General features: G+C 62.3%; 20 protein-coding genes. 11 read left to right on the top strand and 9 right to left on the bottom strand.

The annotated features are described in order from the left end of the window. Positions 1-31 precede the first annotated feature (31 nt). Positions 32-322, bottom strand: coding sequence for a hypothetical protein (locus AO240_RS20355; RefSeq protein WP_058414647.1), 291 nt, complete (start codon positions 320-322; stop codon positions 32-34). A gap of 203 nt (positions 323-525) precedes the next feature. Between AO240_RS20355 and pbpC the strand changes: the two genes are divergently transcribed. The 5 genes from pbpC to AO240_RS20325 all read left to right on the top strand — a co-directional run bounded on the left by pbpC (position 526) and on the right by AO240_RS20325 (position 5805). Continuing rightward, complete coding sequence (gene pbpC, locus AO240_RS20350) at positions 526-2853, top strand: peptidoglycan glycosyltransferase PbpC (RefSeq protein ID WP_099238734.1); 2328 nt, start codon at positions 526-528, stop codon at positions 2851-2853. 662 nt (positions 2854-3515) lie between these two features. Further along, positions 3516-3824: a MazG-like family protein gene (locus AO240_RS20340; protein ID WP_071486172.1), complete on the top strand. Its 309-nt coding sequence runs from the start codon at positions 3516-3518 to the stop codon at positions 3822-3824. Next, positions 3817-4566 carry a methyltransferase gene (locus tag AO240_RS20335; protein WP_099238711.1) on the top strand — a complete coding sequence of 250 codons (750 nt, stop codon included), beginning with the start codon at positions 3817-3819 and terminating at the stop codon, positions 4564-4566. The genes AO240_RS20340 and AO240_RS20335 overlap by 8 nt, the downstream gene beginning before the upstream one ends. A gap of 24 nt (positions 4567-4590) precedes the next feature. After that, positions 4591-5202, top strand: coding sequence for a DUF4136 domain-containing protein (locus tag AO240_RS20330; protein ID WP_099238709.1), 612 nt, complete (start codon positions 4591-4593; stop codon positions 5200-5202). Between the two features lie 45 nt (positions 5203-5247). Next, positions 5248-5805 (top strand): DUF4136 domain-containing protein, encoded by a 558-nt coding sequence (locus AO240_RS20325; protein WP_099238707.1) that lies wholly within the window; start codon positions 5248-5250, stop codon positions 5803-5805. An 18-nt stretch (positions 5806-5823) separates the two neighbouring features. On the opposite strand, the gene AO240_RS20320 is transcribed toward AO240_RS20325, so the two are convergent. Further along, complete coding sequence (locus AO240_RS20320; protein WP_099238705.1) at positions 5824-6672, bottom strand: MaoC family dehydratase; 849 nt, start codon at positions 6670-6672, stop codon at positions 5824-5826. Positions 6673-6674: 2 nt separating this feature from the next. Beyond that, entirely contained in the window at positions 6675-8027 is a 1353-nt protein-coding gene (locus AO240_RS20315; protein ID WP_099238703.1) for a 3-oxoacyl-ACP reductase, read from the bottom strand. A gap of 109 nt (positions 8028-8136) precedes the next feature. Between AO240_RS20315 and AO240_RS20310 the strand changes: the two genes are divergently transcribed. Together AO240_RS20310 and AO240_RS20305 are read left to right on the top strand one after the other, a co-directional pair. After that, the gene (locus AO240_RS20310) at positions 8137-9414 is read left to right on the top strand and encodes an acetyl-CoA C-acetyltransferase (protein WP_099238701.1); all 1278 of its coding nucleotides are present in this window, start codon (positions 8137-8139) and stop codon (positions 9412-9414) included. Positions 9415-9549: 135 nt separating this feature from the next. Next, positions 9550-10449, top strand: a complete 900-nt coding sequence (locus tag AO240_RS20305; RefSeq protein ID WP_058414639.1) for a PA4780 family RIO1-like protein kinase — start codon at positions 9550-9552, stop codon at positions 10447-10449. A 124-nt stretch (positions 10450-10573) separates the two neighbouring features. Here AO240_RS20305 and cueR read toward each other — a convergent pair whose 3' ends face one another. The 3 genes from cueR to AO240_RS20290 all read right to left on the bottom strand — a co-directional run bounded on the left by cueR (position 10574) and on the right by AO240_RS20290 (position 13632). Beyond that, the gene (gene cueR, locus AO240_RS20300) at positions 10574-10987 is read right to left on the bottom strand and encodes a Cu(I)-responsive transcriptional regulator (RefSeq protein ID WP_099238699.1); all 414 of its coding nucleotides are present in this window, start codon (positions 10985-10987) and stop codon (positions 10574-10576) included. Next, a complete protein-coding gene (locus tag AO240_RS20295; RefSeq protein ID WP_099238697.1) occupies positions 10984-13185 on the bottom strand; it encodes a cation-translocating P-type ATPase in 2202 nt (733 codons plus the stop codon). Before AO240_RS20295 ends, cueR begins: the two co-directional genes overlap by 4 nt. Positions 13186-13251: 66 nt before the next feature. After that, positions 13252-13632: a hypothetical protein gene (locus AO240_RS20290; RefSeq protein ID WP_099238695.1), complete on the bottom strand. Its 381-nt coding sequence runs from the start codon at positions 13630-13632 to the stop codon at positions 13252-13254. A gap of 159 nt (positions 13633-13791) precedes the next feature. Between AO240_RS20290 and AO240_RS20285 the strand changes: the two genes are divergently transcribed. Further along, positions 13792-13989, top strand: coding sequence for a heavy-metal-associated domain-containing protein (locus AO240_RS20285; protein WP_099238693.1), 198 nt, complete (start codon positions 13792-13794; stop codon positions 13987-13989). 87 nt (positions 13990-14076) lie between these two features. Then, entirely contained in the window at positions 14077-15270 is a 1194-nt protein-coding gene (locus AO240_RS20280; RefSeq protein ID WP_099238691.1) for a multidrug effflux MFS transporter, read from the top strand. 8 nt (positions 15271-15278) lie between these two features. Here the strand turns inward: AO240_RS20280 and AO240_RS20275 are convergent, their stop codons facing one another. The 3 genes from AO240_RS20275 to AO240_RS20265 form a co-directional block, all read right to left on the bottom strand. Further along, positions 15279-15461, bottom strand: a complete 183-nt coding sequence (locus AO240_RS20275; protein WP_058414633.1) for a hypothetical protein — start codon at positions 15459-15461, stop codon at positions 15279-15281. A 145-nt stretch (positions 15462-15606) separates the two neighbouring features. Then, positions 15607-16620: a zinc-binding alcohol dehydrogenase family protein gene (locus tag AO240_RS20270; RefSeq protein ID WP_099238689.1), complete on the bottom strand. Its 1014-nt coding sequence runs from the start codon at positions 16618-16620 to the stop codon at positions 15607-15609. Positions 16621-16645: 25 nt separating this feature from the next. Then, entirely contained in the window at positions 16646-16939 is a 294-nt protein-coding gene (locus tag AO240_RS20265) for a putative quinol monooxygenase (RefSeq protein WP_099238687.1), read from the bottom strand. 117 nt (positions 16940-17056) lie between these two features. On the opposite strand from AO240_RS20265, the gene AO240_RS20260 reads away from it, so the two are divergent. Both AO240_RS20260 and AO240_RS20255 read left to right on the top strand, forming a co-directional pair. Beyond that, positions 17057-17986: a LysR family transcriptional regulator gene (locus AO240_RS20260; RefSeq protein ID WP_058414630.1), complete on the top strand. Its 930-nt coding sequence runs from the start codon at positions 17057-17059 to the stop codon at positions 17984-17986. A 134-nt stretch (positions 17987-18120) separates the two neighbouring features. Then, the gene (locus AO240_RS20255) at positions 18121-18807 is read left to right on the top strand and encodes a helix-turn-helix transcriptional regulator (protein WP_099238685.1); all 687 of its coding nucleotides are present in this window, start codon (positions 18121-18123) and stop codon (positions 18805-18807) included. Positions 18808-18829 lie beyond the last annotated feature (22 nt).

Genomic DNA, 18829 nt, shown 5'->3' with positions numbered 1-18829 from the left:
CGGCTCCCACAGGGGCCGGGGTGTTTTCGCGTTAGTGCACGACCCAACTGAGCAGCCACAGGCCGAGCATCAACCAGATAATGCCCGCGATGATCGAGGCGCGCATGAACGCGCGCACCGCCGAATACAGAAACAGCAAGCCGATGATCAAGGTGATGATGCTGATGATCGAGGTGTCCATGCCCAGCGCTCGGGACATGCCTCCTACAAAATCACCGCCGGCATTGGACAGCATGTTAAACAGCCCACTGAAGAACTCGACGATGTAATGGATGATCAAGCCAAGTGTGTGACCCAGCCATCCGAAAAAGTCTGCTTGCATAGGTGTGTCTCGATGATTGAGTGGACAAAATTGTCAGGACTCAGCCTTTGGTCGCGACGGGGCGAGGCTAGTTCCCTGAGCATAGAGGTTTGCGGGTTTGAATTTGCGATTAGTTGTGGGTCAGTGTGGCCTGGGCTTGATTCGATTCAAGCGGTGGCTGCGCGGTGAGTGAGGTTGCGCATAAGCCGCTGTCGCGAGCCGGCGTGTGCTCACGTTTATTACGCTGGGCGGTTGCGGCTGTGCTGTTGGTCGTTGCGCTGTTGTGGCTGGCTGACCGGATTTGGCCGTTGCCGTTGCCTGCGGATGATTTGGCCCGTGTGGTACTGGCTGAGGATGGCACGCCGTTGTGGCGGTTTGCCGATGCCAACGGCGTGTGGCGTTACCCGGTGCAAAGCAGCGAAGTGTCGCCGTATTACCTCGACGCGTTGCTGACCTACGAAGACCGCTGGTTTTACCGGCACCCCGGCGTAAACCCGCTGGCGCTTGCGCGCGCGACCTGGCAAAACCTCACGGGCGCGCGGGTGGTGTCGGGCGGCAGCACGTTGTCGATGCAGGTGGCGCGGTTGCTCGACCCGCACTCGCGGACCTTGCACGGCAAGCTGCGCCAACTGTGGCGCACTGCGCAGTTGGAATGGCACCTGTCCAAAGAGCAGATTCTTACGCTGTACCTGAACCGTGCGCCGTTCGGCGGTACGTTGCAGGGTGTGGCGGCGGCCAGTTGGGCGTACTTGGGCAAGTCGCCGGCACAGTTGACCCACGCCGAAGCCGCCTTGCTCGCCGTGTTGCCGCAGGCGCCGAGCCGCCTGCGCCCCGACCGCCATCCGCTGCGCGCCCAGCAAGCCCGCGACAAAGTGCTGCGCCGCTTGGCTGAGTTCCAGGTATGGCCGCAATCGACGGTCGATGAAGCACTCGAAGAACCGCTGTTGCTCGCGCCGCGCCTGGAACCCAGCCTGGCGCCCTTGCTCGCGCGCCGCCTGAACCGCGCCGACAGCCCGCCGCTGATCCGCACCACGCTGGACGCCACGCTGCAACGGCGTCTTGAAGATTTGCTGCTGGGCTGGCGCGCACGTTTGCCGGAGCACACCTCCGCCGCGATTCTGGTGGTCGAGGCAGAAACCATGGCCGTGCGCGCGTACTTGGGCTCGGTGGACATCAACGACGCCAAGCGCTTTGGCCATGTGGACATGATCAGCGCGCTGCGTTCGCCGGGTTCCACCTTGAAACCGTTTCTGTATGGCATGGCCCTGGACGATGGGTTGATCCACTCCGAGTCGCTGTTACAAGACGTGCCCCGGCGCTATGGCGATTACCGGCCGGGCAACTTCTCGATGGGTTTCAGCGGCGCGGTGCCGGCGAGTACGGCGCTGTCCAGTTCGCTGAACCTGCCTGCGGTGCAGTTGCTGGAGGCCTACGGGCCAAAACGTTTTGCCGCCGAAATGCGCATCGGCGGCATGCCGCTGGCGTTGCCGGCGTTGGCCGAACCGAACCTGGCGCTGATCCTCGGCGGTGCGGGTAGCCGTCTGGAAGATCTGGTCGGTGGTTACAGCGCCTTCGCCCGGGACGGCAAGAGCGCGAATATTCGATTACAACCGGACGACGCGCTGCGCGAACGGCCGTTACTCTCGCCAGGCGCCGCCTGGATTGTACGGCGCATCCTCAGCGGCCAGGCGCGGCCCGATCGCGACGCGCGTGCCGAACTGGTGCAGCGCCCGGCGCTGGCCTGGAAAACCGGCACCAGTTATGGCTTTCGCGATGCCTGGGCGATTGGCGTGGGGCCGCGCTATTTGATCGGCGTGTGGATCGGCCGACCAGACGGCACCCCGGTGCCTGGCCAGTTCGGACTGGCTTCAGCGGCGCCGTTGATGCTGCAAGTGCATGACGTGTTGACCAACCGCGACAGCCAGCGCGGCATTAGTGCGCCAGTCAAGCCGGTGCCTGCGAACGTCGGTGTGGCGGCGATCTGTTGGCCATTGGGCCAGCCGATGAGCCGCAGCGACCCCAATTGTCGTCGCCAGCGTTTTGCCTGGACGCTGGATAACACTACGCCGCCGACGTTGCAGGCGTTGGATCAGCCTTTGAGTGTGGGTTTGAAGGAAACAGTTTGGGTGAATGCCAAGGGCTTGCGGGTGGCCGCTCATTGCCCGGGTGCGGTGGCTAAGGACATCGCGTTGTGGCCTGCGCCGTTGGAGCCTTGGTTGCCCAAGGTGGAGCGCCGTGAGGCGCGCATTCCGGCGGCTGATAACGACTGTCCGCCACCGGCGTTGGCGGCGGCGTCGCCGTTATCGATTGTTGGCGTGCGTGAGGGGGATCAGTTGCGGCTTCCCGCAGGGAGCCAGCAGGGGTTGCGGCTGAAAATCTCGGCGCTGGGGGGCAGTGGCCGGCGTTGGTGGTTCCTGAACGGGGCACCGTTGGGGGACAGCGGTAATCAGGAATTCATTAATACCGGTTTGGAGCAGTTGGGGCGTTACCAGCTGAGTGTGCTTGATGAGGCTGGGCAGACTGCACGGGTTGAATTCAGTGTGGTTGAGTGAGCGGAGCGCCTCAAGGATCGTCTTTGATGTAGCGCTTTCGCGCAGCAAGCGGGTTCGATGTGTTCTTTGGGTTTTTGTGCATATCCGTTCTTTGGGTGATGGCTTGTATCGGTTTCGCTCTTACAGCGAGTCACTTTTGAAAGGACCCAAAAGTAACCAAAAGGTCCTCGCCCCACCACTTGGTGCCTCGCTTAGGCTCGGCATGCCCGCACGCAGGCTTGAATCCGTGGGCCGCCGCGATGGGCCATCCTTGGCCCAGCGCGCCTAACCCGGCGTCCTGCCGGGTTACCCACGGATTCAAGCCTGCGTGCGGCCATCGTGGTTTAACGGGGCGCTTCTTAGATCAAAAGCAAAAGCACGGCGGCCTGAAAGCCGACCTGAGTGGTTGAAGCAGATCAAGGGCGGCTTTTGCATACACAGCAGGTCTGCTTTTTTTTTGCTTTTTGTGGGAGGGGGCTTGCTCCCGATAGCAGTGTGTCAGTTGAAAAATATTTATCTGGCCCACCGCCATCGGGAGCAAGCCCCCTCCCACAGTTTGAATGCATTCTGCTTGGGGGATTGTGGTCTTGGAGGCCTGCAGCAAACAACCTGAATATGCCCAAGGGATTCACTTGCCTTCATCCTTCATCCCCCCGAAGCTATACACCTTCAGGAGCCCCCGCATGAACCTTGAACACCTCACCGAACGCCTGCACCGTATTCGCGATACCAACGATTGGAAGCAGTTCCACAGCCCTAAAAACCTGGCCATGGCGGCCAGCGTCGAAATGTCCGAGCTGGTGGAAATTTTCCAATGGCTGACCGAAGACCAGTCGCGCCAGTTGCCCGCCGACAAGCTTGCGCATGCCGGGCAGGAAGTCGGCGATATTGTGCTTTACCTGCTGTTGCTGTGCAGTGAGTTGGGCCTGGACATGAACGAGGTGGTGCGCGCCAAACTGGCCGACAGCGAGCGGCGGTTTGCCCATGAGTGATCGTCATTTCGACCAGTTGGCCACGCGTTTTGCCGAAAAAATCTACGGTGGTGCCAAGGGCGCGATTCGCTTGGCGGTGCTGCAGGCCGACCTGGTCGAAGCCCTGCCGGACCGCCCGTTGCGTGTGCTGGACATCGGCGCGGGCTTGGGGCATATGTCGCTGTGGCTGGCCGAACGCGGCCATCAGGTAACGTTGGCGGAACCGGCCGAGCCGATGCTCGAAGGCGCGCGTCAACGGTTTGCCGAGGCCGGGCAGACTGCTACGTTTATTCATGCGCCGTGGCAAGAACTGCTCGGCCAACTCACCGAACCTTACGACCTGGTGCTGTGCCACGCGGTGTTGGAATGGCTGGCCGAGCCGCATGCGATATTGCCGGTGCTGCACCAGCTCACGGTGCCTGGTGGCTGGCTGTCGCTGGCGTTCTACAACCGCGATGCGCTGATTTATCGCAACTTGCTCAAAGGCCACTTCCGCAAGATGCGCAAGAACGACATGGCCGGCGAAAAGCAGAGCCTCACGCCGCAACAACCGCTCGACCCGCGCGAGTTGGCGGCGCAACTCGAAGGGCTTTGGCAGGTCGAAAGCCAAAGTGGCGTGCGGGTGTTTCACGACTATATGCCGGTGGAATTCCAGGCCCGCGCCGATTTGCAGGGCGTGTTGGAGATGGAACTCGCGCACCGTCGTCACCCAAGCTTTGCCGGGCTTGGGCGTTATTTACACTGGATATGCCGTCCGATTTAAGCGGCCCAGTTTGCGGAGGTCGAAATGCGTCGTCTCTGTTTGATCCTGTTGTCGGTGGGTCTGAGCGCCTGCTCCAGCCCCAACCCTTATGTGGCCGCTTCGGCGCCGATACCGCCCGCGCCGATCCAGGCGGCGAATACCTTTGATGCCAGCGCCTACCCGGCGCCGGTGCGTGACTATGGCGCCTACCGCAGTTGGGGCTGGCTGAACGGCCAACTGCCTGCGGGCACGGCGTGGGCTGACTCGGCGCAAATTGCCGAAGCGGTCAGCGGCGCCCTCGACCAGCGCGGTTTACGCCCGCTGCATGACAACCGCGCGCCCGACCTGCTGGTCAGCGCCGACGTGCGCATCGAAAAGCGCCTCAGGCAAGTTCAGGACGACTACGGCTATGGTGGCGGCGGTTATGGCGGTTATAACCGCTATGGGAACGGCTATGGCGCTTACAACACGGTGCCAATCGTGCGCACTTATGAAGTGACGGTAGCGGTGGCACGTATCAGCCTGTTTGACGCGCGCACCCGCCAGCCGGTCTGGAGCACCAGCGCCGAAACCGCCAGCCAGGGCAGCCTGAGTGAGCGCGCTGATGCATTGCGCGAGGCGATGCAGAAGGCCATGACCGCTTACCCGCCCAGTTAGCCGCTATTCTTATCTCAGGCTCACACCGTCTTTTGGAGAAACACCATGCTTCGTCGCATCGCTGCACTGGCTGCTGTTGTGTTGTTGGGGGGTTGCCAGACCAGCCAGGTTAACCACGATTTTGACGCCAGCCGTGATTTCGGCGCCTACCGCAGTTGGGCCTGGAAAAGCCCGGCCTTGCAATATCGCCCGGACGATCCGCGCATCGAGAGTGACCTCACCGAGCAACGTGTGCGCCAGGCCGTGGGCGAGCAGCTTGACCAGCGCGGTTTGCGCCCCGCAGCGGCAGGCGCCAAAGCCGACCTGAACATTCAGGCCTACCTGATCGTCGAAGATCGCCAGCAGCAAGTCACCACCAACTACGGCGGCGCTTGGGGTGGCCCGTGGAATGGTTATTGGGGCGCGCCGGTGTACAACGAAACGCGCAATGTCACCTATAAAGTCGCGACCCTGCAGATCGACCTGTTGGATGGCAAAGACGGCAAGCTGGTGTGGCGCGGCAGTGACGAGCAGATGATGGCCAGCTCGCCCAACCCGCAGGACCGCAGCAATGCGATTCGCACCACCGTGGCTAAAATCCTCTCCAATTACCCACCGCGTTAAACCCTGGCCGGTGAGTATTCAGGCAATCGGCCGCCACCGACCGACCATGTGTTCAATATCGCCCGCGCCCTTTAACAGCAGCTCGCCACTGGAGCCGGGCGCGCTGGTGAGTAACGTGACTTCACTCGGCAGGCGTACCGGCTTTTTGAACTCGACGACTATTTCGATATTCGCCGCAGGCAGGTGTTCGCCCAATACCGCGAGGGTGTGCGCCTTATTCCACAAGCCGTGTGCGATGGCCTGCGGGAAACCGAAGAGTTTGGCGGTCAGTGCGCTCAAATGGATCGGGTTGTAATCGCCGGACACTCTGGCATAACGCCGGCCAATGTCGGCAGGTGCCTTCCAGGCGGTCAAGTGACTGACCTGCGTGGGGCTGGGCACTGTGTGATCGGTGGGCGCGCCATCAAGTTTTACGCCCCGGCAGAGCATGCGGCTCTCGGCTTCCCACAGCAGGCCGAGCGAGTCGACCACGGCGGTGACCACCTCAAAAGTAGCGCCCTTGGCGTGTGGCTGCAGGTTTTGTGCGTGCACCGCCACCGTCAAATCACTCACGGCGCCCAGAGGCCGATGGATACGGATACGGTTGCTCAGGTGAATCAGCCCGAGCAGCGGGAACGGGAAGTTTTTTGCGGTCAGCAGTTGCATCTGCAGGCCGAACGCGAGGATGTGCGGATACGTCGCCGGCAGCATCGGGCTGTCGGCAAACCCGCAGACCTTACGGTAGGCCGCCACGTCCGTGGGGTTCACCTGCACGCGGCAACGCAAGCCCTGTTCGGGCAACGTACTGCCGGTGATCTTGCGCTTGAGCGCCGCGCGCCAATACAACGGCGGCAACAACGGCGTACTGCCTAACGTCTGCCAATCCATGTTTATGCTCCCAGTAGACTTTGCCCGCACACCCGCAGCGCTTGGCCGCTGACCGCACCGGAACCCGGCTGGCCGAGCCAGGCCACCGCCTCGGCAACGTCTTGCGGCAAGCCGCCCTGGCCCAGCGAACTCATGCGCCGCCCGGCTTCACGCAGGGCAAACGGGATGTGCGCGGTCATTTGGGTTTCGATAAAACCCGGCGCCACCGCATTGATGCTGATCCCGCGTTCGCCCAGCAACGGCGCCCACGCTTGCGCCAGGCCGACCAAACCGGCCTTGCTCGCGGCATAGTTGGTTTGCCCGCGATTACCGGCGATGCCGCTGATGGAGGCCAGCAGCACCACGCGGCCATTGTCGTGCAGTGTGCCGCTGTCCAGCAGCGCCTTGGTCAGCACTTGCGGCGCGTTGAGGTTGACCGCGAGCACCGCGTCCCAATAGTCCGGGGTCATGTTCGCCAGGGTTTTATCGCGGGTGATACCGGCGTTGTGCACCACGATGTCGATGCCGTCCGGCAGGTGTTCGATCAACTGCGTGGCCGCGTCTTCAGCGCAAATATCCAGCGCGATGGCGCGGGCACCGAGGCGCGCGGCCAAGGCTTCGAGGTCGGCTTTGGCCTGGGGCACGTCGAGCACGATCACCTGTGCGCCGTCGCGCGCCAGGGTTTCAGCGATGGCGGCGCCGATCCCACGCGCGGCGCCGGTGACCAGTGCCTTGCGCCCGGCCAGCGGGCGCGTCCAATCCTCAACCGGCGTGGCGCACGCCTGCAGGCGAATCACCTGGCCGGAGATATACGCGCTTTTCGGCGACAGAAAAAACCGCAGCGCGCCTTCCAGTTGGTCTTCGGCGCCGTCGCCGACGTACAGCAACTGCAACACACCGCCGCTGCGCAACTCTTTGGCCAATGAGCGGCTGAACCCTTCAAGGGCGCGCTGGGCGCTGGCGGCGAACGGGTCTTTGAGGCTTTCCGGCGCACGGCCAAGGATCACCACGTGCGCGCTGTGATCGAGATTTTTCAGCAGCGGTTGAAAGAATTCGCGCAGTTGCTTGAGCTGGTCGGTGTGCTGCAAAGCGCTTGCATCGAACACCACGGCTTTGAGCTTGGGGCCGTGCCCCGGAATCCACGCGGGCGCCGCCAGCGGTGCAGGGCCGTAGCTGTAAATCGCGTCGGTGAGCTTGTTCGCAAAGGGCAGCACCTTGGCCGCCAGTTCGCCACCGCCCAGCAGCAGCGCGCCTTCCACGGGGCGCAGGCGCCCGGCTTGCCAGCGTTCCAGGCGTACCGGTGACGGCAGGCCAATGGCGGCGACCAGGCGTTGGCCGAGGCCTGAGTTGGCGAAGTCGATATAACGGTCAGACATGGAACGCTCTCCGAGTGCTGGGGTTCAAACGGTGGACCATCGATAGGTGAAAGTCGTTCGATTGAGGCTAGTCTCAAAGACTCAACCCACAACCTTCAGGGAGTTTTCCATGACTCAATTGCGCCGTGTAGCGATTATAGGCGGCAACCGCATCCCCTTCGCCCGTTCCAACGGCCCCTACGCCACGGCGAGCAACCAGGCGATGCTGACCGCTGCCCTGGAGGGCTTGATCGAACGCTACAACCTGCACGGCCTGCGCATCGGCGAAGTGGCGGCGGGTGCGGTGCTCAAGCACTCGCGCGACTTTAACCTGACCCGCGAATGCGTGCTGGGCTCGCGCCTCTCGCCGCAAACGCCCGCCTACGATATTCAGCAGGCGTGCGGCACCGGCCTCGAAGCTGCGTTGCTGGTGGCCAACAAAATTGCCTTGGGGCAGATTGAATGCGGTATTGCCGGCGGCGTCGACACCACCTCTGATGCGCCGATCGGGGTAAATGAAGGGCTGCGCAAGCTCTTGCTGCGCGCCAACCGCAGCACGTCCATGGCGGATAAATTAAAAGTCTTGTTACAACTTCGCCCGCAGCACCTCAAGCCGGAGTTGCCGCGCAACGGCGAACCGCGCACGCGCCTGTCGATGGGCCAGCACTGCGAATTGATGGCGCAAACCTGGCAGATACCGCGCGCCGAGCAAGACCAGTTAGCCTTGGAAAGCCACCAGAAAATGGCCGCGGCCTACGCCGAAGGCTGGCACGACGATTTGCTCACGCCGTTTCTCGGCCTGACCCGCGACAATAACCTGCGCCCTGACTTGACCCTGGAAAAACTCGCCAGCCTTAAACCGGCGTTCGAGCGCAGCGAAAAGGGCACGCTCACCGCCGGTAACTCGACGCCGCTCACCGATGGTGCAGCGTTGGTGTTGCTGGGCAGTGAAGCCTGGGCCAAGGAGCGCGGTTTGCCGATTCTGGCGTATTTGCGCGACGGTGAAACCGCAGCGGTGGACTTCGTCAACGGCGCCGAAGGCTTGTTGATGGCGCCGGTGTACGCGGTGCCGCGTTTGCTGGCGAGAAACGGCCTTACCTTGCAGGACTTCGATTACTACGAAATTCACGAAGCGTTCGCCGCCCAGGTGTTGTGCACACTCAAGGCCTGGGAAGATGCCGACTACTGCAAGACGCACCTGGGCCTGGACGCGCCGTTGGGCGCCATCGACCGCAGCCGGCTCAACGTCAAGGGCAGTTCGCTGGCCGCCGGTCATCCGTTTGCCGCCACCGGCGGGCGTATCGTCGCCAACCTGGCCAAGTTGCTCGACGCGGCGGGCAAGGGGCGCGGGCTGATTTCTATCTGCGCGGCTGGCGGGCAGGGTGTGACGGCGATTATCGAGCGTTGAATCGAGCAAAAAATTGGCATATTGAATGCATTCTTAACGCGTCAAAGGTCGGTAGCCCCTCCCACCGGCGAGTGGATTGCCGTATAACGAGTGCCATACGCGTATTTGGTAATAAAGGACCCACAATAAAAGCTGATGAAGACTCCTAAACGCATTGAACCCCTGATCGAGGACGGTCTGGTCGACGAGGTGCTGCGCCCACTCATGAGTGGTAAAGAAGCAGCTGTTTATGTGGTGCGCTGTGGCAACGAATTGCGTTGCGCCAAAGTTTACAAGGAGGCGAATAAACGAAGCTTTCGTCAGGCGGCCGAATACCAGGAAGGCCGTAAGGTGCGTAACAGTCGCCAGGCCCGAGCGATGGCCAAGGGCTCCAAATTCGGCAAGAAAGAAACCGAAGATGCCTGGCAGAACGCCGAAGTAGCGGCGCTGTTCCGCTTGGCCGGTGCGGGCGTTCGCGTGCCCAAGCCTTACGACTTCCTTGAAGGCGTGCTGTTGATGGAGCTGGTGGCTGACGAGTACGGCGATGCTGCGCCGCGTCTGAACGATGTGACGCTGGAGCCCGATCAGGCGCGCGAATACCACGCCTTCCTGATTTCGCAGATCGTGCTGATGCTGTGTACCGGCCTTGTGCACGGTGACCTCTCCGAGTTCAACGTGCTGCTCACGCCGACCGGCCCGGTGATTATCGACCTGCCACAAGCGGTCGATGCAGCGGGCAACAACCACGCGTTCAGCATGCTGGAGCGCGATGTGGGCAACATGGCTTCCTACTTCGGGCGCTTTGCCCCGGAGCTGAAGAAGACCAAGTACGCCAAGGAAATGTGGGCGTTGTACGAAGCCGGCACCTTGCACCCGGCGAGCATCTTGACCGGCGAGTTCGACGAGCCGGAAGAGTTGGCGGACGTCGATGGCGTGATCCGCGAGATCGAAGCGGCACGGCTGGATGACGAGCGTCGCCAAGCGATTCGCGCGGCGGATGATGTGCCACAGAGCAAAGTACCGGACGAGCCCCCGCCACCGCCCTGGATGCAATAATCTTCAGGTANAAAAACTGTGGGAGGGGGCTTGCCCCCGATAGCGGGGTGTCAGTCAATACAGGTGTTGACCGACACTCCGCCATCGGGAGCAAGCCCCCTCCCACAGTTTGTCTTGCACTTATTCAGTTGGATTCAATCAGGCAGCAGTTACCTGAAGCCAATTCCTTGAGAATCGGGCAATCGGGCCTGTGATCGCCCTGGCAGTGCTCTACCAGGTCCTGCAACGTATCGCGCAGTTGCCCCAGCTCGCGAATCTTCTGATTCAGCGCCTCAATATGCCCACGCGCCAAGGCTTTCACGTCAGCGCTGGCGCGTTGCCGGTCTTGCCACAACGTCAGCAACTTGCCGACTTCCTGCAATGAAAACCCCAAATCGCGCGAACGCTTGATAAACGCCAGCGTGTGCAAGTCGTCGCCGCTGTACACGCGATAGCCGCTGTCGGTGCGCTGCGCAGCGTTGAGCAAGCCGATGGATTCGTAGTAGCGAATCATCTTTGCGCTCAACCCGCTGTGGCGAGCGGCCTGGCCGATATTCATGGGCGTTGATCCTCCAAATCCTTGGGTTTCCAGGTTTTTAACAGTAACGCATTGCCCACCACACTCACGCTGGACATGGCCATCGCCGCACCGGCCAACACCGGGTTGAGCAGGCCGAACGCGGCCAGGGGAATGCCGATCAAGTTATACACAAAGGCCCAGAACAGGTTTTGGCGAATTTTCGCGTAAGTCTTGCGGCTGATCTCCAGCGCGGCAGGCACCAGGCGCGGGTCGCCGCGCATCAAAGTGATACCGGCTGCGTGCATGGCCACGTCAGTGCCGCCGCCCATCGCGATGCCAATATCGGCGGCGGCCAGGGCCGGGGCGTCGTTGATGCCGTCGCCGACCATCGCCACCACGCCGCTCTGTTTAAGGTGGGCGACCGTGGCGGCTTTGTCGGCCGGGAGTACTTCGGCGTGTACATCGTCGATGCCCAGCGCGTCGGCCACCAGCCGTGCACTGCCGCGATTGTCGCCGGTCAGCAAATGGCTGCTGATCTGCTGCGCTCGCAGTTGCTGCACGGCCGCCAGGGCGCCGGGTTTGAGCGTGTCGCCAAACGCGAACACCCCCAGCACACGCGGTTGTGCGCCTTGTTCAATGAGCCACGACAACGTGCGGCCTTCGGCTTCCCACTGGCTTGCGCTGGCGCCCAGGTCCCCGGCGCTCAACGCGTTTTCTTCGAGCATGCGGCGATTGCCCAGCGCCAGTTGCTTGCCATCCAGTGTGCCGGCAATGCCACGCCCGGCCAGGGCTTGGCTGGCACTCACATTCGCCACGCTTAGCCCTTGCTCGCGGCAGGCCTGGAGCACGGCCTTGGCCAACGGGTGTTCGCTGCCGCGTTGCAGCGCGCCGGCCTGTTGCAACAGCAGGCGCTCATCGCCATCGACTGCCGCCAGATGAGCGATTTTCGGCGCACCGCAGGTGAGTGTGCCGGTCTTGTCGAACACCACCGCGCTCACCGCATGCGCGCGCTCCAGCACGTGGGCGTCCTTGATTAATATGCCGTAGCGCGCCGCGACGCCGGTGCCGGCCATGATCGCGGTGGGCGTAGCCAGGCCGAGTGCGCACGGGCACGCGATCACCAGCACCGCCACCGCGTTAATAATCGCGTTCTCAAGCGGCGCGCCGTACAGCCACCAACCCACCAGCGTGATCAGCGCCAGCACCAGCACCGCCGGCACAAATACCTGGCTGACTTTATCCACCAGTGCCTGAATCGGCGCCTTGGCCGCTTGGGCGTCTTCCACCAGGCGGATGATGCGTGCCAGTACGCTTTCTGCGCCCAACGCCCGCGTGCACACCAGCAAACGGCCTTCGCCGTTAATGGCGCCGCCGGTGACTGGGTCGCCGGGCTGTTTCGGCACCGGTAGGCTTTCGCCGCTGATCAGCGCCTCGTCCGCATGGCTTTGGCCGTCGAGCACTTCACCGTCCACCGGAAAGCGCTCGCCGGGTTTGACCACCACTTGATCACCGAGCCTCAACGCGCTGATCGCGACGTCTTCTTCGCGCCCGTCGCGCAGCCGAATCGCGCGTTCCGGGCGCAGGGCTTCGAGGGCACGAATGGCGCTGGCGGTCTGGCGTTTGGCGCGGCTCTCCAGGTATTTACCCAGCAGCACCAGGGCGATGACCACGGCGGACGCTTCGAAATACAGGTGCGGCGCAGTGCCCGCCGGCGCGCTGAGCCAGGCATAGAGGCTTAGGCCGTAACCGGCGCTGGTGCCGATAGCCACCAACACATCCATATTCCCGGCCCCGGCCCGCACGGCTTTCCAGGCCGCTGTATAGAAGCGCGCGCCAACGATGAATTGCACCGGCGTGGCCAATGCAAACTGCACCCAGGCGGGAAGCATCCAGTGCAGCCCGAACGGTGCTGCCAGCATCGGCACTACCAACGGCAGCGCCAACAGAATGGCGAGCAACAGCCACCCGCGCTCGCGCTGCAAGCGTTGAGTCTGGTTGGCATCGGTAGCGGTTTCACTGTGCGGCAGGGTCGCGGTGTAGCCGGCTTTGTCGACGGCCGCGATCAATACGTCGGGGTCCATTTGGCCCAGCACGTCGACATGTGCGCGTTCGTTGGCCAGGTTGACGCTGACGTTTTGCACCCCCGGCACCTTGCCCAGCGCGCGTTCGACTCGGCCAGCACAGCTGGCGCAGGTCATGCCGCTGATCGGCAGATCAAACGTGGTGGGTCGGTTCATGGGGCAGCTCTCCTAGAGAAGTTGCCCCTATGATCAACCTTGACCTGTGGGGAAGGTCAAGCGTGTTTAATATTCCAGCGCGGCAGGTTTCAGGTACATACCGTCCGGGCCTTGGGCGATACGCCACTTACTCACATCACCGGCTTTCAGCGTGATGTTCTGCTCCGGTGGCGCCAGCATTCCGGGCAGGCAGCCGGGGGATTGCCCCGGCAGCAACTTCAGGCGCATTGACACGTTGCCTGCGGGCAAGTTGAACGAGGTGGACTGTTCCTGAAACAGGCGCCCGGCCAGTTGGTCCTGAATGTACAGGCCGATTTCGCAGTTGGTCGGCACTTCCAGGCGCTCGCGGGAAATGATCAGCACCGCATAATCTTGATCGGCACTCGCCATGGGCGCAGCGGCAGACAAACTCAACAGGCCGATAAGGCTAAAAAACGACCAGCGCATGGCAATGCTCCATGATTCATATCCAAGAGAGATGAAGCTTGGCCGAGGCTGCGACCGAATACCAGCCCGGCGCATCGTTTAAGCGCTACGTTTAGACGCTTGACCTTGCCATCGTGGCAAGGTCGACACTGCGCTCACCCTCAGTAAAGGAGTCATGTGATGCACGTATTCAGCGTTGAAGGAATGACTTGCGGCCATTGTGTTCGGGCGGTAACCCAAGCGGTGCACAGCCAGGACCCGGCGGCGAGCGTGAACGTCGACCTGGCGGCGCAAACAGTCGCGGTTGAAAGTCGCCTGTCTGCCGACCAAGTGATCAGCCTGATCAGCGAAGAAGGCTACACCGCCACGCCGGTTTGAAGTTTCTGATAGTTAGCGAGCTATCGTTATGTTCACGGCACCCAAGCGCGGCTAGACTGTCGGGCTGCCGACTCACTTGGGTGTCTGATGAACCTCCGCATAATCCTGATTCTGGGCGCCTTGAGCGCTTTTGCGCCGCTGGCGATCGACTTTTATCTGCCAGGCTTCCCGGCCATGGCGACGGCCTTTGCAACCGACGAAAAACATATCCAGTTGACCCTCGCGGTGTATTTCGGCGGCCTGGCGATTGGCCAATTGGTCTACGGCCCGCTGGCCGACCGCTTTGGTCGGCGCGGCCCGCTGCTCAGCGGTGTGGTCCTGTTTACGCTGGCGTCCTTTGCCTGCGCCTACGCGCCGTCGTTGGAGTGGCTGATCGGCGCGCGTTTTGTGCAAGCGCTGGGCGGTTGTGCGGGTATGGTGATTTCGCGGGCAGTGGTCAGCGATAAATGTGATGCGGTGGGCTCGGCCAAGGTGTATTCGCAACTGATGCTGGTGACCGGCCTGGCGCCGATCCTCGCGCCGCTGGCGGGCGGGGTGATGGTCGGGTTGTGGGGCTGGCAGTCGATTTTCCTGGCGTTGTCGATGTTCAGCGTGCTGGCGGCTATCGCGGTGGCGGTCGGGTTGCCCGAAACGTTCCCGGCCGACAAGCCGCGCCAGCCTTTGTCCGGCTCGCTGCGCCGCTATGCCGGGCTGCTCTCGGACCGGGTATACCTCGGTTACGCGCTGACCGGTGGCATCTCGATTGCCGGGATGTTTGCCTACATCGCCGGTTCACCGTTCGTCTTCATCAAACTGTATGGCGTGCCCGCCGAGCATTACGGCTGGGTATTTGGCTCCAACGCTGCGGGCTTTATTTTGGTGGCGCAGTTGAACGCGCGGTTGCTGGCTAAACGCGGCCCGGCGTTTTTGCTCTCGCGCACGGTGTGGGTGTATGTGCTGGCGGCGTTGACGCTGCTCGGTGTCACCGCCTTGCGCACCGACGCGCTGTGGCCATTGCTGGTGCCGCTGTTTATTTGCATCGCCAGTTTGGGCTGTATTTTGCCGAATACCTCGGCTTGCGCCATGAGCGGGCAAGGTGCTCGCGCCGGCAGTGCCTCGGCATTGCTCGGCTGCATTCAGTTCGGTGTGGCGGCCGGGGCGGCGTCATTGGTCGGCGTGTTGCACGACGGCACGGCGATGCCGATGGCAATGGTCATCAGCCTGTGCGGTGTGTTGGCGGTGACGGTGGCCGTGTCGACCCAGCGCCTGCAACGGGCGAGGGCCGCGCAAGCGCAGGTCTGAAGGGCTGGTCAGCCAGCGGCGGAGCGCTGCTGGCCAAGCGGGAAACGGTGGGGCGCCTGGATACGTGCTTGCAGGGTGTCGGCGAAGGCGCGGGCCTCGGCCTCGCTGCGGAAGGTGAACGCGTCGCCGTCGAGACGCACCTGCCATTTGGCGCCGGGGGATTTTGCTAACGCTTTTATCAGGATTTTCATTGCTGACTTCCTTACGTAAAAGAATCGTGGCAAAGGCGGCCAATATAAACCCGTACGCGTTCACACATATTACAAAGATCAACTCTCTGACTAGCGGTGTCGTCCATTACCCACAGCAATAACAGACGACACTGACAGCCGTTTTTTAGAACCCTTCCAACACGATCTTGCCCTTGGCCTTGCCGCTCTCCAGCAGCGCGTGGGCGCGGCGCAGGTTTTCTGCGTTGATCACACCGAAGTGCTCGCCTACCGTGGTTTTCAAGGTGCCGGCGTCGATCAGTTCCGCTACCCGGTTGAGCAGGTGGTGCTGTTCGATCATGTCCGGCGTCTCGAACATCGAGCGCGTGTACATGAACTCCCAGTGCAACGACAGGCTCTTGCGCTTGAGTGAGCTGACATCCAGCGCTTTGGGATCGTCGATCAGCGCCAGTTTGCCTTGAGGTTCCAGGGCTTCCACCAATTGGCTCAAGTGATGGTCGGTCTGGGTCAAGCTGGCAACGTGGGTGACTTGGGGGTGGCCCGCCGCTTTCAGCGCTTCGCTCAACGGTTGGCTGTGGTCAATCACCAGGTCGGCGCCGAGTGCCTTGGCCCATGCCTGGGTTTCGGGGCGCGAGGCGGTGCCGATGACTTTCAGCGCAGTCAATTGGCTGGCCAATTGGGTCAGGATCGAGCCCACACCGCCGGCGGCGCCGACGATCAGCAAGCTCTGGCCCTCGTCCTCTTTGCCTTCACGCACTTGCAGGCGCTCGAACAGCAATTCCCAGGCGGTGATGGCGGTCAGCGGCAGCGCGGCGGCGTCGCTGAAGCTCAGGCTCTTGGGCATATGGCCGACGATGCGTTCATCCACCGTGTGCAGTTCGCTGTTGCCACCGGGGCGCACCAGGGAACCTGCGTAGTAGACCTTGTCGCCGACGTTGAACAGTGTCACGTCACTGCCGACCGCCTTGACCACACCGGCCACGTCCCAACCCAGTACCTTGGCGTCGCCATTTTCCGGGGCCACGTTGTGGCGCACTTTGGTGTCCACCGGGTTGACCGAGATGGCTTTGACTTCCACCAGCAGGTCGCGCGGGCCAGCGACCGGCTCGGGCAGTTGAATATCTTGCAGGGATTTTGCGTCGGTGATCGGTAATGAGGCGTAGTAGGCAATAGCTTTCATGAGGGCTCCGGGAAAAGGGCGATGATCAGGCGAGGAAGTTCAGGCGCTTGATGTCGACGTGTTCAAGCACGTCGGCGGCCTTGGCGCGGAAACTCAGGATATGCGCGCTTTGGTCGTGGTCGGCCAGCGCCGCGTCGTCGCTCCAGCGTTCGAGCATGTAAAAGGTCTCGGGGTGTTTCAGATCTTGGTACAGGTCGTATTGCTCGCAACCGGGTTCAACCCGGGTCGGCTCCAGCAGTTCACGCAGCATGGGTTCCAGCGTGGCGTGTTGGCCGGATTTGGCGATCAGCGTGGCGATAACGTTAAACGCAGTGGGCATATTCAACTCCTGACACGTAATGAACGGGATGGGCAGATAATTGGCTATTTCCCGTGAAGATAAAAGCCGCTAAAACAGCAGTCTGTTTCAATGGAATTTTGATAATGAGGCGGATGCATGCTGCGTTTTGATGATTTGCAGTTGTTTGTGCGCGCGGCCGACTTGGGCAGCTTGTCGGCCGCTGCGCGGGTCATGGACCTGTCGCCTGCGGTGGCCAGCGCGGCCCTGAAACGCATCGAGCAGCAACTCGGCGCGCGCCTGCTGGCACGCTCCACCCGCAGCCTGCGCCTGACCGCCGAAGGTGAGGGCTTTTTGGAGTACGCGCGTGCCGCGTTAAGCTCGCTGGACGAGGGGCGGCGCTTATTGGCCAGTGGCCAGGACCACGTCAGCGGCGTGCTGCAACTGTCGGCGCCGTCGGATTTGGGGCGTAACCAGCTGTTGCCATGGTTGGATGAGTTCCAGCGTGAGTACCCGCAACTGAGCGTACGCCTGCTGCTGGGCGACCGAATCGCCGACCTGTTCCGCCAGCCGGTAGACATCGCCCTGCGTTACGGCGAGCCCGAAGACTCCAGCCTGATCGCGCTGCCTATCGCGCCACACAATGTGCGCGTGCTGTGCGCCGCCCCCAGCTACCTTGCCCGGTATGGCGAACCGCGGCATTTGGAGCAATTGGCCCAGCACAATTGCCTGCTGTATATGCTCGGCAGCCGCGTGCATGACCACTGGGCTTTTCACGACGGCAAGCGCGAAGTCAGCCTGACGGTCAGCGGTGACCGTTTCAGTGACGACGCCGACGTGGTGCGCCGCTGGGCGGTGGCGGGTGTCGGTATCGCCTACAAATCCTGGCTGGATGTGAGCTGCGACGTGCTGGCCGGGCGCTTGCGCGTGATTCTGCCGGAACTGCGCGGCGAGCATACGCCGCTGAATCTGCTGTGCGCGCACCGCGCGCAACTGAGCAAGCCGATCAACTTGCTGCGCGAAATGCTCGTGTCCCGCTGTGCGAATTTGACGGCGCAATGGCCGGGGCGATTGAACACTGCGCAATAGCTTGCACAAAAGCCGGAAATTTCACTCAGGTGCTGTCCCTTTCTGCGCTGTCAGACGCCGCGGAATCGAGGGTTTGCGCCCCTATACTTTGGTTCCAACCGCAGCAGATAAATGATTTAACAAGGAGTGAATACATGGAATCAGCACCGTGCATCAGTCAGATCGCCAGCTTGCTCTGCGAGCCCAAACGCGCCGCCATACTCTGGGCCTTGATGGACGGCTCGGCCAAGTCTGCAGAGGAGTTGGCGACGCTGGCCGGGTTGTCGTCGGCATCGACAATCGCGCATTTATCCAGGCTCACCGCAGGCGGTTTGCTGCGCATTGAGGCGCTGCGTGGCAAGCGGCTGTTTCGCGTGGCGGCGACCGATGTCAGTACCGCCATCGACGCGTTGGCCAACACCACCGTTGCCAGTGCCGCGCGCAGCATGCCGCATGTGTTAGCGCCGCCCTTGCTGGCGCCAGCGCCGTTGCGGCGAGCCCGCTTATGCCACGGCCACTTGGGCGGTGAGGTGGCCGCCGGGCTGTACCAGCGGTTGATCGCCGCAGGCTGGATCGACCGGCATGAACTGCGTACCGGCGTTACCGTTGCAGGGGTGAAACGCCTGGCAGGGGTGGGCATTTTTACCCATGCGTTGGCCGCGCCGGTTGCCTGCGACTGTTTTGACTGGAGCCAGCAGCAACCGCACTTGGGCGGCGCATTGGGCGCGGGGCTGTTGCAACTTTTTTTGCAGTCCGGCTGGATCAGCGTGGTCAGCGAGTCGCGTGCCTTGCTGGTCACCGACAGCGGGCTTGCGCGCATCAACCAATTGGCTGCGGCCTAGGCGCTCAGCGTCGTTCAGAGTT

This window comes from Pseudomonas sp. ICMP 460 (genome assembly GCF_002723595.1).
GTDB lineage: Bacteria > Pseudomonadota > Gammaproteobacteria > Pseudomonadales > Pseudomonadaceae > Aquipseudomonas > Aquipseudomonas kitaguniensis.
Note: the sequence above shows the minus strand (reverse complement) of the source record. Positions and strands in the feature narration are given on the sequence as shown.

What these genes read in the sequence shown, in the direction of transcription:
- AO240_RS20355 (WP_058414647.1), bottom strand. Translation starts at nt 322, where the DNA reads ATGCAAGCAGACTTTTTCGGATGGCTGGGTCACACACTTGGCTTGATC.
- AO240_RS20340 (WP_071486172.1), top strand. Translation starts at nt 3,516, where the DNA reads ATGAACCTTGAACACCTCACCGAACGCCTGCACCGTATTCGCGATACC.
- AO240_RS20335 (WP_099238711.1), top strand. Translation starts at nt 3,817, where the DNA reads ATGAGTGATCGTCATTTCGACCAGTTGGCCACGCGTTTTGCCGAAAAA.
- AO240_RS20330 (WP_099238709.1), top strand. Translation starts at nt 4,591, where the DNA reads ATGCGTCGTCTCTGTTTGATCCTGTTGTCGGTGGGTCTGAGCGCCTGC.
- AO240_RS20325 (WP_099238707.1), top strand. Translation starts at nt 5,248, where the DNA reads ATGCTTCGTCGCATCGCTGCACTGGCTGCTGTTGTGTTGTTGGGGGGT.
- AO240_RS20320 (WP_099238705.1), bottom strand. Translation starts at nt 6,672, where the DNA reads ATGGATTGGCAGACGTTAGGCAGTACGCCGTTGTTGCCGCCGTTGTAT.
- AO240_RS20315 (WP_099238703.1), bottom strand. Translation starts at nt 8,027, where the DNA reads ATGTCTGACCGTTATATCGACTTCGCCAACTCAGGCCTCGGCCAACGC.
- AO240_RS20310 (WP_099238701.1), top strand. Translation starts at nt 8,137, where the DNA reads ATGACTCAATTGCGCCGTGTAGCGATTATAGGCGGCAACCGCATCCCC.
- AO240_RS20305 (WP_058414639.1), top strand. Translation starts at nt 9,550, where the DNA reads ATGAAGACTCCTAAACGCATTGAACCCCTGATCGAGGACGGTCTGGTC.
- cueR (WP_099238699.1), bottom strand. Translation starts at nt 10,987, where the DNA reads ATGAATATCGGCCAGGCCGCTCGCCACAGCGGGTTGAGCGCAAAGATG.
- AO240_RS20295 (WP_099238697.1), bottom strand. Translation starts at nt 13,185, where the DNA reads ATGAACCGACCCACCACGTTTGATCTGCCGATCAGCGGCATGACCTGC.
- AO240_RS20290 (WP_099238695.1), bottom strand. Translation starts at nt 13,632, where the DNA reads ATGCGCTGGTCGTTTTTTAGCCTTATCGGCCTGTTGAGTTTGTCTGCC.
- AO240_RS20285 (WP_099238693.1), top strand. Translation starts at nt 13,792, where the DNA reads ATGCACGTATTCAGCGTTGAAGGAATGACTTGCGGCCATTGTGTTCGG.
- AO240_RS20280 (WP_099238691.1), top strand. Translation starts at nt 14,077, where the DNA reads ATGAACCTCCGCATAATCCTGATTCTGGGCGCCTTGAGCGCTTTTGCG.
- AO240_RS20275 (WP_058414633.1), bottom strand. Translation starts at nt 15,461, where the DNA reads ATGAAAATCCTGATAAAAGCGTTAGCAAAATCCCCCGGCGCCAAATGG.
- AO240_RS20270 (WP_099238689.1), bottom strand. Translation starts at nt 16,620, where the DNA reads ATGAAAGCTATTGCCTACTACGCCTCATTACCGATCACCGACGCAAAA.
- AO240_RS20265 (WP_099238687.1), bottom strand. Translation starts at nt 16,939, where the DNA reads ATGCCCACTGCGTTTAACGTTATCGCCACGCTGATCGCCAAATCCGGC.
- AO240_RS20260 (WP_058414630.1), top strand. Translation starts at nt 17,057, where the DNA reads ATGCTGCGTTTTGATGATTTGCAGTTGTTTGTGCGCGCGGCCGACTTG.
- AO240_RS20255 (WP_099238685.1), top strand. Translation starts at nt 18,121, where the DNA reads ATGGAATCAGCACCGTGCATCAGTCAGATCGCCAGCTTGCTCTGCGAG.